At 63.2% G+C, this 14,434-nt stretch carries 12 protein-coding genes; 8 read left to right on the top strand and 4 right to left on the bottom strand.

Features of this window, described 5'->3' with window-relative positions:
* Nucleotides 1-146: 146 nt before the first annotated feature.
* The 7 genes from E5X88_RS01580 to E5X88_RS01550 are packed head-to-tail and all read left to right on the top strand — an operon-like array spanning nt 147 to nt 6,706.
* Nucleotides 147-1,151 carry an ABC transporter substrate-binding protein gene (locus E5X88_RS01580; protein ID WP_292157506.1) on the top strand — a complete coding sequence of 335 codons (1,005 nt, stop codon included), beginning with the start codon at nt 147-149 and terminating at the stop codon, nt 1,149-1,151.
* Between the two features lie 9 nt (nt 1,152-1,160).
* Complete coding sequence (locus E5X88_RS01575; RefSeq protein ID WP_292157504.1) at nt 1,161-1,991, top strand: ABC transporter ATP-binding protein; 831 nt, start codon at nt 1,161-1,163, stop codon at nt 1,989-1,991.
* Nucleotides 1,978-2,829 carry an ABC transporter permease gene (locus E5X88_RS01570; protein WP_292157502.1) on the top strand — a complete coding sequence of 284 codons (852 nt, stop codon included), beginning with the start codon at nt 1,978-1,980 and terminating at the stop codon, nt 2,827-2,829. The genes E5X88_RS01575 and E5X88_RS01570 overlap by 14 nt, the downstream gene beginning before the upstream one ends.
* A 1-nt stretch (nt 2,830) precedes the next feature.
* The gene (locus tag E5X88_RS01565; RefSeq protein WP_292157500.1) at nt 2,831-4,141 is read left to right on the top strand and encodes a cytosine deaminase; all 1,311 of its coding nucleotides are present in this window, start codon (nt 2,831-2,833) and stop codon (nt 4,139-4,141) included.
* Nucleotides 4,141-5,538 (top strand): FAD-binding oxidoreductase, encoded by a 1,398-nt coding sequence (locus tag E5X88_RS01560; RefSeq protein ID WP_292157653.1) that lies wholly within the window; start codon nt 4,141-4,143, stop codon nt 5,536-5,538. Before E5X88_RS01565 ends, E5X88_RS01560 begins: the two co-directional genes overlap by 1 nt.
* Complete coding sequence (locus E5X88_RS01555) at nt 5,538-6,119, top strand: NAD(P)H-dependent oxidoreductase (protein ID WP_292157497.1); 582 nt, start codon at nt 5,538-5,540, stop codon at nt 6,117-6,119. The genes E5X88_RS01560 and E5X88_RS01555 overlap by 1 nt, the downstream gene beginning before the upstream one ends.
* Nucleotides 6,119-6,706, top strand: coding sequence for an NAD(P)H-dependent oxidoreductase (locus E5X88_RS01550; protein WP_292157495.1), 588 nt, complete (start codon nt 6,119-6,121; stop codon nt 6,704-6,706). Before E5X88_RS01555 ends, E5X88_RS01550 begins: the two co-directional genes overlap by 1 nt.
* 1 nt (nt 6,707) lies before the next feature.
* Here the strand turns inward: E5X88_RS01550 and E5X88_RS01545 are convergent, their stop codons facing one another.
* From E5X88_RS01545 to E5X88_RS01530, 4 genes are read right to left on the bottom strand one after another with little or no spacing between them, the layout of a single operon-like run.
* Nucleotides 6,708-9,167 carry an FAD-dependent oxidoreductase gene (locus tag E5X88_RS01545; RefSeq protein ID WP_292157493.1) on the bottom strand — a complete coding sequence of 820 codons (2,460 nt, stop codon included), beginning with the start codon at nt 9,165-9,167 and terminating at the stop codon, nt 6,708-6,710.
* On the bottom strand, nt 9,164-10,345 hold the full coding sequence (locus E5X88_RS01540; protein ID WP_292157491.1) for a pyridoxal phosphate-dependent aminotransferase: 1,182 nt from the start codon (nt 10,343-10,345) through the stop codon (nt 9,164-9,166). Before E5X88_RS01540 ends, E5X88_RS01545 begins: the two co-directional genes overlap by 4 nt.
* Nucleotides 10,345-12,798, bottom strand: coding sequence for an FAD-dependent oxidoreductase (locus tag E5X88_RS01535; protein WP_292157489.1), 2,454 nt, complete (start codon nt 12,796-12,798; stop codon nt 10,345-10,347). The genes E5X88_RS01540 and E5X88_RS01535 overlap by 1 nt, the downstream gene beginning before the upstream one ends.
* Nucleotides 12,799-12,814: 16 nt before the next feature.
* Nucleotides 12,815-13,408 (bottom strand): XRE family transcriptional regulator, encoded by a 594-nt coding sequence (locus E5X88_RS01530; RefSeq protein ID WP_292157487.1) that lies wholly within the window; start codon nt 13,406-13,408, stop codon nt 12,815-12,817.
* 313 nt (nt 13,409-13,721) lie between these two features.
* Between E5X88_RS01530 and E5X88_RS01525 the strand changes: the two genes are divergently transcribed.
* A complete protein-coding gene (locus tag E5X88_RS01525; RefSeq protein ID WP_292157485.1) occupies nt 13,722-14,426 on the top strand; it encodes a nitroreductase in 705 nt (234 codons plus the stop codon).
* Nucleotides 14,427-14,434: the final 8 nt, after the last annotated feature.

Here is a 14,434-nt window from a genome sequence, read left to right as displayed (position 1 = left end):
GCCTTCGGTACAGCATGACCCGCCCGGCTTTCGCATGCGGCTCTTGCGTAAGCGGGCGGCCGCGGTGGTGGCATGCGTCTTGCTTTTAGAATCGATGGTGTCGAGCCCGGCGCGTGGCGCGCCGGAGCCAACAAAGGGTGGTGTGGATGGACGGAAAATTTAAGATCCCGGCTGGCGCGATCGTACTGATTGCCGCGAGCACGCTGAGCGCGGCGGCGAACGAGAAAGTCACCTTCGGCACCAACTGGCTCGCCCAGGCCGAGCATGGCGGCTACTATCAGGCCGTGGCGGACGGTACCTATGCGGCGTGCGGCATCGACGTGACGATCATGCAGGGCGGCCCGCAGGTCAGCGGCCGGCCGCTGCTGCTGGCCGGCAAGATCGACTTCTACATGGGCGGCAACATGCTGCAGGCCTTCGACGCCGTCCAGCAGGAAATTCCGCTGCGCGTGGTCGCCGCCTCCTTCCAGAAAGAGCCGCAGGTGATCATGGCTCATCCGGGTCAGGGGCTCGACAAATGGGAGGATTTGAAGAACGCGGACCAGTACATCATCGGTGACGAAGGGGCACAGAGCTTCTTTCAGTGGATGATCACTGAGTTCGGCTTCGATCCGGCCAAGCGCGTGCCCTACACTTTCAACCCCGCACCTTTCATCGCCAATCCGAAGTCGATCCAGCAAGGCTACGTGACCTCGGAGCCCTATGCGGTCGCCAAGGAAGGCGGCTTTCAGCCCAATTTGTTCCTGCTCGCCGACTACGGCTTCGACACCTATGCGACGACGATCGAGACCATGCAGACCACGATCGACAAGCGGCCGGAGGTGGTTCAGTGCTTCGTCGATGGTTCGGCCAAGGGCTGGTACAACTATCTCTACGGCGACAACGCTGCCGCCAACGCGGCGATCAAGAAGGACAACCCCGACATCAGCGACGAGCAGATCGCGTTTTCAATCGAGCAGATGAAGAAATTCGGCATCGTCGATTCCGGCGACACGGAAAAACTCGGCATCGGCGCTATGACCGACGAGCGCATCCAGAGCTTCTACGACAAGATGGTCAAGGCCAAGGTCGTGCCGGCCGACGTCGACATCAAGAAGTCCTACACGCTGGCCTTCGTCAACAAGGGCGTCGGGATCGACCTGAAGAAATAGCACCCAGGCATGATGCAGGAGAAAGTGGCGCAAGCGCCGGCAAGCGCATCGGGCAATGGTCCGATGCTGTTGGCGCTGCGCGGCGTCGGCAAGGTCTTTTCCAATGGCGTGACAGCGCTTAGCGACGTCGACCTGACGATCCGGGAAGGCGACTTCCTCAGCCTTCTCGGCCCGTCCGGCTGCGGCAAGTCGACGGCCTTGCGCCTCATCGCTGGTCTTGCGACGCCGACCTCCGGCCTGCTCGACTGGCGCGGCAGCAGCGCCTTCGACCGCACGAACATCGGCTTTGTCTTCCAGGAGCCGACGTTGCTGCCATGGGCCGATGTCTTCGACAATGTCTGGCTGCCGCTGCGGCTGAAGGGCGTGTCGCGGGCAAAGGCGGCGCCGGCGGTGACGGAGATGCTGGCGCGGGTCCACCTGACCGGCTTCGAGAATGCCGTGCCGCGCGAGCTGTCCGGCGGCATGAAGATGCGCGTCTCGATCGCCCGCGCCATGGTGACCAAGCCGCGTATTCTGCTGATGGACGAGCCGTTCGCGGCGCTCGACGAGATCACCCGCTTCAAGCTCAACAACGATCTTCTGGAACTGTGGCAGGACGAGCGTTTCACCGTCGTCTTCGTTACCCACAGCGTCTTCGAAAGCGTTTTCCTCTCCAATCGCGTCGTCGTCATGGCGGCGCGACCGGGCCGGGTGTTCAGGGAGTTTGCCGTCGATGCACCCTATCCGCGCAACGAAGCCTTCCGCACCTCGCCCGATTATGCCGCACTTTGCCGCCAGGCGTCCGATGTGCTGATCGGCGCCATCAACTCGACCGCCGGACCACACCATGACGGCCATTGAAGAGCACGCCCTGACGCTCGATCCCGAGGAGGCGCGTCGCGTGCGCCAGGAGCGGCTCGAACGGATCGGCCGATGGTTGCTGCCGCTGGCGATCATGATCCTGGCCATCTGGCTGTGGGATCGCATCTGCGTCTGGAACGACATCCCGAAATACATCCTGCCGCGCCCCGGCGTGGTGCTGCAGACACTGTTCGACGATGCCGGGCTGCTGTTCTCGTCGCTGCTGGTGACGCTCAAGATCACCTTCCTCAGCCTGCTCCTTGCCGTCATCGGCGGTGTCGGGCTGGCGGTGCTGTTCGCGCAATCGAAATGGGTGGAGATGTCGTTCTTCCCGTTTGCCATCGTCCTGCAGGTGACGCCGATCGTCGCGATCTTCCCGTTAATCAACATCTATGTCGACAACCAGACGACGAAGCTTCTGCTCTGTGCCTGGATCGTCGCCTTCTTTCCGATCCTGTCCAACACCACGCTCGGCCTCAACTCCGTCGACCGCAATCTGCGCGACATGTTCAAGCTGAACGGCGCGACCCGCTGGCAGCAATTGCGCTATCTGCGCCTGCCGGCGGCGATGCCCTATTTCCTCGGCGGCTTGAAGATCGCCGGCGGCCTGTCGTTGATCGGTGCGGTGGTGGCGGAGTTCGTGGCCGGTGCCACCGGCCAGTCGTCCGGCCTTGCCTCGCGTATCATCGAGGCCGGCTACCGGCTCAACGCACCGCGGCTGTTCGCAGCGCTGATCCTGATCTCGTTCACCGGCATCCTGATCTTCCTGGTGCTGTCGCTGATTTCGCATCTCATCTTGCGGCGCTGGCACGAAAGTGCGCTGAAGCAGGAGCGGTAGAGTGCCGGAAGCCATTCCTCAGGTCGGTTCCTATGTCCTCACCAACGCCCGGCTTCACGCATCCCTGACGCCGGGCCTTGCCGCAGCCTTCGATGCCGATGGCTTTGCCCTCGCCGACATCGCTATCGCCGACGGCAGGATTTCCAGCATCGTGGCGCATCGCCAGTCCAATACGCCGGCGGGCGCCGTCGATCTTCACGGCCGCATCGTCATGCCGTGCTTCGTCGACTGCCATACGCATATCGACAAGGGCCATATCTGGCCTCGAAAACCCAATCCCGACGGCACCTTCATGGGCGCGCTGAACGCCACCGGCGCCGACCGCGTTGCCCGCTGGAGCGCTGACGACGTCGCCCGCCGCATGGATTTTTCGCTGCGCTGCGCCTACGCGCACGGCACCAGGGCCTTGCGCACCCATCTCGACAGCGTCGCGCCGCAGGAAGAGATCTCCTGGCCGGTGTTCGAGACGATGCGGGAGAAATGGCGCGGCCGGATCGAGCTGCAGGCGGTCTGCCTGCTCGGCATCGAAGGTGTGCGGGAGAAGAAGTGGTTCGAAAAACTGGCCAGACGCGTGGCCGCGGCCAAGGGCGTGCTCGGCGTCGTCACCTACATGGTGCCGGACCTCGAAGAACTTTTAGACCAGGTGTTTGCGCAGGCGATCAAGCATGGCCTCGACCTCGATTTCCATGCCGACGAGACCGACGCCGTTTCGGCGATCTCGCTGAAGAAGATAGCCGAGGCAGCCCTATGGAACGGTTTTGAGGGAAACATCCTCGTCGGCCATTGCTGCTCGCTGGCACGCCAGCCCGATCTCGAGGTGCTTGACACGCTGGACAAGGTGGCGAAGGCGGGGCTTGGTGTGGTGTCGCTGCCGATGTGCAATCTCTACCTGCAGGACCGGCGCGGCGACAACACCACGCCGCGCTGGCGCGGCGTGACGCTGCTGCATGAGATGAAGGCGCGCGGCATTCCGGTCGCCGTCGCCTCCGACAACACCCGCGACCCGTTCTACGCCTATGGCGATCTCGACATGCTGGAGGTGTACCGCATGGCGACGCGTATCCTGCATTTCGATCACCCGGTCGGCGACTGGCCGCAAGCGGTGACCGCGACGCCGGCCAAGGTGATGCGGCTCGATGGCTTCGGCACGCTTGCCGCCGGGGCTGGCGCCGATTTCGTCGTCTTCAGGGGACGGAGTTGGACGGAATTGCTGTCACGGCCCGAATCGGATCGCATCGTGGTGCGCGACGGCCGCGCCATCGAGCGCCAATTGCCCGACTATGCCGAACTCGACGATCTGATGGTGGGATGATGGACATTTCGGCACTGAAGCGCGACCTCGACGGTTTGAAGATCGACGACCATCCGGCGATCGTCCAGCAGAAGAGCCGCGATTTCTACTGGTACAGTCCGGTGCTGAAGCAACAACTCGACCATGTGACCGGCGACCTGATCGTGACGCCGAAGACGGAAGACGAGGTGATCCGCGTGCTTGCCGCCTGCCACCGGCACGGCATTCCGGTGACGCCGCGCGGCAGCGGTACCGGCAATTACGGGCAGGCGATGCCTTTGTCCGGTGGCGTCGTGCTCAATCTCGCCGAGATGAACGCGGTCAAGACGATTGCGCCCGGCCGCGTCGTGACCGGACCCGGCGCTGTCCTCGCCGACATCGACAGAGCGACGCGCGCGCATTCCGGCCAGGAACTGCGAATGTCGCCATCGACTTATAACACCGCATCGATCGGCGGCTTTGTCGCCGGCGGTTCGGGCGGTGTCGGCTCGATCCGCTGGGGTGGCCTGCGCGATCTCGGCAATGTCATCCGGCTGAGGACCGTGACGATGGAGGCGGAGCCTCGCACCATGGATCTTACCGGCGAGGAGGTGCTGAAGGTCATGCATGCCTACGGCACCAACGGCATCATCACCGAGGTCGAGATGCCGCTGACGGCGGCATACGACTGGGTCGATGTCATCGTCGGCTTCGACGATTTCATGGATGCAGCCGGCTTCGGCAACGATCTCGCCATCCAGGACGGCATTCTGGCGAAGCTGATCACGCCGATCGCCGCTCCTATCCCCTATGACTATTTCAAGCGGCACCAAAGATTCTTCCGGCGCGAGCAGAGCATCGTCGTCCTGATGATCGCGCCGCATGCGATGGACGCCTTTGTCGCCTTCACGGCGCGCAGCAGGGGCGAGATCGTCTTCCGTGCCGACAAGGAGGCCGATCTCAAGGGCCTGCCGCCGGCCTATGAGCTGACCTGGAACCACACGACGCTGCGCGCCATCAGGGTCGATCCCGATATCACATACCTGCAGATCCGCTATCCCTCGCCGGATCACCTCGCTCACGTCAAGGCGATGATCGACCGCTTTGGCGACGAGGTGCCGGCGCATCTGGAGTTCATCCGCTTCGACGGTTCGATTGGCGTCGCCGGACTGCCGCTGGTCCGCTTCACCACGGCGGAGCGGCTGGACGAGATCATCCGCATCCACGAGGACAATGGCTGCTGGGTCTTCAATCCGCACCGCTACACGCTGGAAGAGGGCGGCATGAAGCAGACGGACGAGGTGCAGCTCGCCTTCAAGCGCGAAACCGATCCGCAAGGGCTGCTCAATCCCGGTAAGATGATCGCCTGGGAAAACCCGGACTACGACTATCGCTCGGGCAGGTCGTTCCTGTTCAAGGGGTTGCAGAAGGCGGGGTGATGAACATCCTCGTTCTCTACGCCCATCCGGTGGAGACCAGCTTCAATGCCGGTCTGCACCAGATGATCGTCGAGCGGCTGACGGCCGCCGGCCACGGCGTCGACGATTGCGATCTCTATGCGGAGAATTTCGATCCTCGGCTGACTCGCGCTGAGCGGCTCGGTTATCACGACGAGCGCGGCGCCGATGATCCGGCAGCCGCTTATGTCGCGAGGCTGCAAAAGGCCGAGGCGCTGGTGCTGTCGTTCCCGGTGTGGAACTTCGGTTATCCTGCGATCCTGAAAGGTTTTTTCGACCGCGTCTTCCTGCCTGGCGTCTCGTTCAAGCTGGTCAATGGCAAGGTGCAGCCGTCGCTGCACAACATTCGCAAGGTGGCGGCGGTCACCACCTATGGCGGCAGCCGGTTCCGTGCCATGCTGATGGGTGACCCACCGCGCAAGCTGGTCAGCCGTGTGCTGCGCGCCACGGTCAAGCCGGGTGCCTCCGTGTCCTACCTCGCGCAGTATTCGATGAACCTGTCGAGCGATGAAACGCGGCAGAGATTTATGGCGAAGGTCGCCGCCAGCATGGATGCATTCTGATGCGGGTCCTTGTGGTTTACTGCCATCCGGTCCCGGAAAGCTTTTGCGCCTCGATCCGAGACTCCGCCATCGACGTGTTGAAGGCGAGGGGCTGGGAGGTGCGTCTGCTCGACCTCTATGCGGAAGATTTCGATCCGGTCATGGGCTGCGAAGAACGGCGTAGCTACAATGAGCGTGCCCCGCAGGACCCGGCGCTCGAGCCGCACATCGACCACCTCAACTGGGCCGAGGCAATCCTCTTCATCTATCCGACATGGTGGTACGGGCTGCCGGCAATGCTGAAGGGCTGGCTCGACCGGGTCTGGGCGACCGACGTTGCCTTCCGGCTGCCGGCGGGCAAGGGACGGATCCAGTCGCTGATGAGGCATGTGACGAAGATCGGGGTGATCACGACCTGCGGCGCGCCGACATGGTGGAGCGTCGTCGTCGGCCAACCGGGACGCAAGACAATCCTGCGTGGCATGCGAGCGCTCTGCGCTACCCGCTGCAGGACGTTCTTTCTGGCGCACTACCTGATGGATTCCTCGACACCGAAGACGAGGGCGGCGTTTCTGGAGAAAGTGCGGGCGAAACTGGAGCGGTTCTGAGCTACATCCGCACTCGTTCCGATTTCGGATCATACATCGGCTTCAGCGATGCCTCGGCGGCGAAGCGCTCGCCGGCGATCTCGATATCGTAGGACGACGACAGCACGTCTGCCTCACTCTCGCCCTTGCACGGCACGTAGCCGAGGCCCACGGCGCCGCCGAGATGATGGCCGTAATTGCCTGAGGTGATCGGGCCGACGATCTTGCCGTCGCGCAGGATCGCCTCGTTGTGGAAGAGCAGCGGCTCCGCGTCCTTCAGCCGGAATTGCACCAGCCGCCGGTTCAATCCGGTTTCTTTTTTCTTCAGTACGGCATCGCGGCCGAGAAAATCGCCCTTGGCGGTCTTCACCGCGAAACCAAGACCGGCTTCCAGCACGTTATCCTCGTCGGTGATGTCATGGCCGAAATGCCGGAAAGCCTTTTCGATCCGGCAGGAATCGAGCGTGTGCAAGCCGCAGAGCTTCAAGCCGACATCGGCGCCCGCGTCCTCGATCGTCTCGAAGACGTGTGCCGCCTGCTCAGTCGAGACATAAAGCTCCCAGCCGAGTTCGCCGACATAGGTGACGCGGTGGGCGCGGGCCAGACCCATGCCGATTTCTACCTCCTGAAACGTCCCGAACGGATTGGTTTCGTTGGAGAAATCGTTTGGGCTCAGCTTTTGAATCAGCTTCCTGGAATCCGGACCCATGAGGCAGAGCACGGCTTCGGCAGCGGTGACATCGGTAATGACGACGAATTCGTCGACGAGGTGCTTGCACAGCCAGGCGAGATCGCGCTGCAGCGTTGCGCCGGGCACGACGAGGAGGTAGGCCGTTTCAGACAGGCGCGAGACGGTGAGGTCGCTCTCTATGCCGCCGCGCTGGTTGAGCATCTGAGTGTAGACGATCTTGCCCGGCGCCACGTCCATGTCGTTGGCGCAAAGCTTCTGCAGGAAGGCACAGGCGTCGCGGCCTTCGACACGGATCTTGCCGAATGAGGTCATGTCGAACAGGCCGACGCCGTTCCGGACCGCGAAATGCTCGTCGCGCTGATTGTCGAACCAGTTCTGACGCTTCCAGGAATAGCGGTATTCGCGCTCCTGGCCTTCGCGAGCAAACCAGTTGGCGCGTTCCCAGCCGGCGACTTCGCCGAACACGGCGCCGCGTGCCTTCAGATGCTCATGCAGCGGCGAACGCCTGACATTGCGCGAGGTCGCCATCTGGCGGTACGGAAAATGGTCGGCATAGAGCAGGCCGAGCGTTTCGGAGACGCGCTCCTTCAGGTAGCGGCGGTTCTTCTGGAACGGTTGGGCGCGGCGGATATCGACTTCCCAGAGATCGAAGGGTGCTTCGCCATCGTTGATCCATTGCGCCAGCGCCATGCCGGCGCCGCCGGACGACACGATGCCGATCGAATTGTAGCCGGTCGCCATCCAGTAGCCGGAAAGCTCGGGTGCCTCGCCGAGATAATAGCGATCGTCGGGGGTAAAACTCTCCGGACCGTTGAAGAAGGTGTGGATGCCGGCGCTGGCCAGCATCGGCATGCGGTTGACGCCCATTTCGAGGATCGGCTCGAAATGCTCGAAATCCTCCGGCAACTGGTCGAAGCAGAAGTCCTCGCGGATACCGTCCATGCCCCATGGCTTGGCCACTGGCTCGAATGCGCCGAGCATCATCTTGCCGGCGTCTTCCTTGTAGTAGGCGCATTCGTCCGGCACGCGCAGCACCGGCAGGCGGGAGAGACCGGGGATCGGCTCGGTGACGAGGTAGAAATGCTCGCAGGCATGCAGCGGGATGGTGACGCCGTTCTGGCGCCCGAGCTCACGCGCCCACATGCCCGCGCAATTGACGACGATGTCGGCTTCGATCGTGCCTTGCCCGTCGCCTTGCGCCCATGACACGCCGGTGACGCGGCCATTCTTTGTATGGACCTTGGTGACCTTCACATTCTCGACAATCGTCGCACCGCGCTGGCGTGCGCCCTTGGCCAGCGCCATCGCGATGTTGGCCGGATCGCATTGGCCGTCGAGCGGCAGGTGGACTGCGCCGACCACATCGGAAATGTTGAGATGCGGGTACATCTCCTTGACTTCATTTGGCGAAATCTCGCGCACGTCGACATCGAACGCGCGGGCGAGAGACGCCTGCCTATAAATCTCGTGCTTGCGTTCCTCGGTCAGCGCCACGGTGATCGAACCGACCTGCCGCATGCCAGTGCCGACATCGGTCTCGGCTTCCAGCTTGACGTAGAGGTCGGCCGAATATTTCGCCAGCCGCGTCATGTTCTGCGAGCCGCGCAACTGGCCGATCAGGCCGGCGGCATGCCATGTCGTGCCCGATGTTAGCTGCCTGCGTTCGAGCAGCACGATATCGGTCCAGCCGAGCTTGGCCAGGTGGTAGGCGACCGAGCAGCCGGAGACGCCGCCGCCGATGATGACGGCGCGAGCCTTTGTCGGGATGGTTTTGGGTGGCAGGGCGCTCATGCGGCCTCACGGCGATAGCCAGACGCGAAGCGGCGCAAGCGAAGGGCTGCTTCCAAAAGCACGGCCTCGGGCTGGCAGAGGCTGATGCGGATGTGGCCGGCGGCGGCTTTGCCGAAGCTCGAGCCCGGCATTACGCCGACTTTCTCCTTGTCGAGGAGCGCCCAGGCGAATTTCTCGTCGTCCGGTTCGAGAGCCGATATGTCGAGCATGACATACATGCCGCCTTCGGAGCCTCGCACCGTGACGTTGTTCATGCCGCGCATGGCCTCGAGGACGACGGTGCGCCTTGCGGCATAGCGTTCAGCGATCGCCTTGACGCCGTAGCCGTTTTCCAGCGCCTCGGCGCAAGCGAGGCTGATGAAGGCCGGCAGGCCGTAGGTCGTCACCAGATTGAGGTTGGTCAGCAGCGAGATCATCTCTTCGGGCCCGGTCAGCCAACCCATGCGCCAGCCGGTCATGCCGTGGCTCTTGGACATCGAATTGATGACCAGCGTGCGTTCCGCCATGCCGGGCAGCGCGCGCGGCGAGATGTGCTCGCCACCACCCAGCGTCCAATAGACCTCGTCCGACAGCAGCCAGAGGTCATGCTCCCGGCAGATCTGCGCCAGTTCTTCCAGACGCTGGCGCGAGTAGACAGCACCCGTCGGGTTGTTCGGCGTGTTGATGAGGATGGCGCGCGTGTTCGGCCGAAGCGCTGCGCGAATGTCGGCGGCGTGCGGCTGAAAACCATCCTCGGCGGGTGTTTCGACCACGGTGAAATCGGCGCCGGCCGCGCTGAACGTGTTGGGATAGGTCGCGTAGTAGGGCGCGACCACGATGGCATGGTCGCCCTGATCGAGAACGGCTTGCACGGCCGCGTACAGCGCTGCCTGTCCGCCTGGCGTGGCGATGACCTGATCGGGGTTGGTCGCAATGCCGGAGCACGCGGTCGAGGCCGCCGCCATTGCCTTGCGCAGGCGCGGAAGACCGGGAAGGGGGGTGTAGTGGTGATTGCTGGCGCGAACCGCCGTCACGCAGGCTTCGATCGTTTGCGCCGGCGTATCGAAATCATGGTCGCCAACCGACAGCACGATGATGTCCTCGCCGGCCTCCTTGCGTGTCCAGGCCGCGAAGTGGACTTCCCAGCCATCCTTGCCGGAAGGCACGATACCGGAAATGCGCGATGATGGTCTGGGCATTATGCTCTTAGCCTTTCGTTCTTCGGATCCCACAGCGGCTCGTCGTTCTGCACGACGGCCTTGAAGCGCTCGCCGAAGATCTCGACCTCGACCGCGGTTCCTGGTTCGGTCAGGTCGGCGCGCAGCATCCCGAGCGCGATCGACTTGTCGACGCGATGGCCCCAGCCGCCCGACGTCGTCTCGCCGACGATCCGGCCGTCATGCCAGAGCGTCGACATGTAAGGTGCGTCGCAGTCGCCGGAGTTTTCGACGACCAGCGTGACGAAGCGCTTCCTCACGCCTTGCTGTTTTTCGCTCAGCAACGCCGCCTTGCCGCGGAATTCGGGCTTGTCCCATTTGACGAACCGTTCCAGCCCGCCCTGCAGGATCGAATAGTCGCTCGACAGGTCGCCCTTCCAGGCGCGATAGCCTTTTTCAAGCCTGAGTGAATCCAGAGCGTACATGCCGAACGGCTTCAGGCCGTGCTTCCGGCCGGCCGCCCAGACGGTGTCGAAGATGGCGGCGGTGTCGTCGACCCTGGTGTGGATTTCCCAGCCGAGTTCGCCGGCGAAGGACACACGCACCAGCCTTGCCCAACGGCCGGCGATTGTTGTCTCCTGATGCGTCAGCCAGGACAGAGCAAGGTCAGCCGCGCAGACATCGGCGAGGATTTTTCGCGAATTGGGTCCGGCGAGGATCTGCGTGGAATATTCTTCCGTCCGGTCGATCAGTTTGAACGTCGCATCCCTGGGCATGCGCGATTTCAGCCACTCGAAATCGTGCCACTGCGCCACGGCGGCGGTGATCAGCGTCATCAAATTCTCCTCGTGGCGCACCACCGACATTTCGGTGACGATGCGGCCCTTGTCGTCGGCAAAATAGACAAGGCCGATGCGGCCAGGTTTCGGCACCAGCCCGGTGATCTGCTGGCTCAGCCATTCCGCAGCCCCCGGGCCGTCCAGGTTGAAGCGGGAAAAACCCGGCAGGTCCAAAATGCCGGCGGCGTCGCGCACGGCGAGGCATTCTTCGCGGACGCGATGCTGCCAGGGCCCGTCGCGGCGGAAGGTCAGCGTCGCGGCTTCCGAAACATCGTCGCCGGCTTGCGCGTACCAGGTGGCGCGCTCCCAGCCATTATAGGCGTCGAAGCAGGCGCCGAGCGCCTTGATGCGATCGTGGATTGGCGACAGCTTGCGGTCGCGCCCAGCCGGCCAGGCATGGCGCGGAAACTGGATGGCGTATTCGTTGCCGTAGATCTCCATGCCCTTGGCAACGCAGTAATCCGGAGCCGAGGCAAAACTGGTGAAACGGCGCGGATCGCAGGACCACATGTCCCATTCGGTCTGGCCCTCGGTCACCCATTCGGCCAGCACCTTGCCGGCGCCGCCGCCCTGGGCGATGCCGAAGGTGAAGACGCAGGCCTCGAAGGCATTCGGCACGCCGGGCATCGGCCCGATCAGCGGGTTGCCATCCGGCGCGTAGGGGATCGGTCCGTTGATGACCTTGGACAATCCGGCGGTGCCGAGGATCGGCACGCGGGCAACGGCGTCGGCCAGATAGTTCTCCAGCCGGTCGAGATCGTCGGGGAACAACTGGAACGAGAAGTCATCGGGCATTGGATCGTTGTGACCGACCCAGTGGGCGCGGCAATTGCGCTCGTAGGGGCCGAGATTCATGCCGTTCTTTTCCTGGCGCAGATAGTAGGAGGTGTCGACGTCGCGCAGGAGCGGCAGTTTCCTGCCTTGCTCCTTCGACCACGCGGCCAGTTCGGGGATTTCCTCGAACAGGATATATTGATGGCTCATCACCATCATCGGCACGTTGCGGCCGAACATCCTGCCGACTTCGGCCGCGCGGTAACCGGCGGCGTTGACGACGATCTCGCAGCGGATTTCGCCCTGCGCGGTCTCGACGACCCATTCGTCCTTCTCACGGCGCACGCCGGTGACCGGGCAGAAGCGGATGATCTTCGCACCCATGTCGCGCGCGCCCTTGGCCAGCGCCTGGGTCAGCTGCGCCGGGTCGATGTCGCCGTCGCTCGGATCGTAGAGCGCGCCTTTCAGCTCATGCGTCTCGATGAACGGGTAGCGGCGCTTGATCTCGTCGAGCCCGACCACGTCGATGTCCATGCCCTGGTAGCGGCCCATGCCCTTGGCGCGCTGGAACTCCTGCATGCGCTCAACCGTATGGGCCAGCCTGAGCGAGCCGGTGACATGGTAGTTCATGGGATAGCTGACCTCGTCGGCCAGCCCGCGATAGAGCTCCGTCGAATAGCGCTGCATGTTCATCAGCGACCATGACGAGGAGAAGGTCGGCACGTTGCCGGCCGCATGCCAGGTCGAGCCGGAGGTGAGCTCGTTTTTTTCCAGAAGCACGCAATCGGTCCAGCCCGCCTTGGCGAGATGATAGAGCGAGGAGGTGCCGACGACACCGCCTCCTATGATCACCACGCGTGCCGTGGTCGGCAAACCGGCCATGTTTTTCTCCAAAGCTTCAATAAACAGGTGGCGAAACCACCCAGATCACCACCGCTGGCTCCGCTCCAGGATTGCGCCAGCGGAACGGCTTGTCGTCAAAGCGAAAGGAATCGCCTTCGCCAAGCTGGTGCCAGACGCCTGCTATCTCGATGTCGAAGCTGCCGGAGGCGACATATCCGGCTTCCTCCGTCGGCCGGCGCGCCTCGGTCTTCATCTCCGCACCTGGCGCGAAGACCGAACGCAGCATCTCGAAACTACCGCCGAGGTCGGGCGACAGAAGCTCCTCCATCAAGCCGGAATCGCTTGTGCCAAGCGTGCGGCGGCTGCCAGCACGCACGACCACGCCGCGCTCTTTCTCGACGGGCACATCGTGGCTGAAGAACAGGCTGACCGGCACGCCGAACAATTCGGCGAAGGCCCTGAGGTCACTGAGCGATGGTATCGACAGGCCGCGTTCGACCTGACTGACCCAGCCGACGGAGCGGCCGAGCTTTAGGCCGATCTCGGCAAGCGTCAGCCCGCGCGCCCTGCGCAGCGCCCTGATATCGCCGGCCAGCAGCCGTTCGCGATTTTCCTGCTCCGATCTGACGGCGGTTGAGGGCAAAGCCATTTCTCTCGATGAAGAATTTCTCTTGGTGAAAAATTCCCCTTGGTGAAAAATTCGGGGCAAATTTCATGAGAGGCCAAGCTCGTGAAAAAATCAAGAGCATTTTCATGAGGCCACAAGATTTGCTTGCGCCATTCTCAAGGTTCGGGCAAAGGCTCGGCCACGAACGGCGAGTGAGGGACGTCCGGTCGAGACCCCGTTAGAGCGCCGCGCGTCCAATTGGACGCGCAAAGGATGCTCTATCATTTTCTGGACTGCGCATGATCCTTTCCGGAAACCGATTCCGGTTTCCGGGGTTATGCGCTAAGGACGGCCCATGCTGGAAAACAACACCCGGATCGCCAAGGATGCGGCGATCGTCGACGAGGCGATCACATCGCGCCGTTCAGTGCGCGCCTTCCTGCCCGACATGGTCGACGACGAGACGATCCGCTCCATTCTCGCCGTGGCAGCTCGGGCGCCTTCGGGCACCAACATGCAGCCCTGGCGGGTCTACGTCACCAAAGGCGAGGTCAAGCAGCGGATCACCGACGCTATCCTTAACTCCGGTATCCGCGCCGAAAAGGCCGATTGGGACGAATATCGCTACTATCCCGATCAGTTCTTCGAACCCTATCTCACCCGTAGGCGGGCCAACGGCTTCGGCCTCTACAGTGTGCTCGGCATCGGCCGGCGTGAGGTGGACAGGATGCGCGCGCAGCACGACCGAAACTTTGTCTTCTTCGACGCGCCGGTCGGCATGATTTTCACCGTCGACCGGCGGCTCAACAAGGGCTCCTGGATCGACTACGGCATGTTCCTGCAGAACATCATGGTGGCGGCGCGGGGCAGGGGCCTGCACACCTGTCCGCAGGCGGCGTTCGCGCCTTATCACCGGCAGATAAGGCCCGTGCTCAACATTCCCGACGAGGAGATCGTCGTCTGCGGGATGGCGCTCGGCCATGAGGACACGTCCAAGCCGGAAAACGAGTTCCGCACCGACCGCGCGCCGCTGGAAGAGTGGGTGACGTTCGCCAAGTGAGGTGGCGC

The sequence above is a fragment of the Mesorhizobium sp. genome, assembly GCF_004962245.1.
Lineage (GTDB): Bacteria > Pseudomonadota > Alphaproteobacteria > Rhizobiales > Rhizobiaceae > Mesorhizobium.
This window is presented reverse-complemented; position numbering and strand designations above follow the sequence as displayed.

Bases quoted from the DNA above. Each gene is read 5' to 3' on its own strand.
- E5X88_RS01580 (WP_292157506.1), top strand. From the start codon at position 147: ATGGACGGAAAATTTAAGATCCCGGCTGGCGCGATCGTACTGATTGCC.
- E5X88_RS01575 (WP_292157504.1), top strand. From the start codon at position 1,161: ATGATGCAGGAGAAAGTGGCGCAAGCGCCGGCAAGCGCATCGGGCAAT.
- E5X88_RS01570 (WP_292157502.1), top strand. From the start codon at position 1,978: ATGACGGCCATTGAAGAGCACGCCCTGACGCTCGATCCCGAGGAGGCG.
- E5X88_RS01560 (WP_292157653.1), top strand. From the start codon at position 4,141: ATGGACATTTCGGCACTGAAGCGCGACCTCGACGGTTTGAAGATCGAC.
- E5X88_RS01555 (WP_292157497.1), top strand. From the start codon at position 5,538: ATGAACATCCTCGTTCTCTACGCCCATCCGGTGGAGACCAGCTTCAAT.
- E5X88_RS01550 (WP_292157495.1), top strand. From the start codon at position 6,119: ATGCGGGTCCTTGTGGTTTACTGCCATCCGGTCCCGGAAAGCTTTTGC.
- E5X88_RS01545 (WP_292157493.1), bottom strand. From the start codon at position 9,167: ATGAGCGCCCTGCCACCCAAAACCATCCCGACAAAGGCTCGCGCCGTC.
- E5X88_RS01540 (WP_292157491.1), bottom strand. From the start codon at position 10,345: ATGCCCAGACCATCATCGCGCATTTCCGGTATCGTGCCTTCCGGCAAG.
- E5X88_RS01535 (WP_292157489.1), bottom strand. From the start codon at position 12,798: ATGGCCGGTTTGCCGACCACGGCACGCGTGGTGATCATAGGAGGCGGT.
- E5X88_RS01530 (WP_292157487.1), bottom strand. From the start codon at position 13,408: ATGGCTTTGCCCTCAACCGCCGTCAGATCGGAGCAGGAAAATCGCGAA.
- E5X88_RS01525 (WP_292157485.1), top strand. From the start codon at position 13,722: ATGCTGGAAAACAACACCCGGATCGCCAAGGATGCGGCGATCGTCGAC.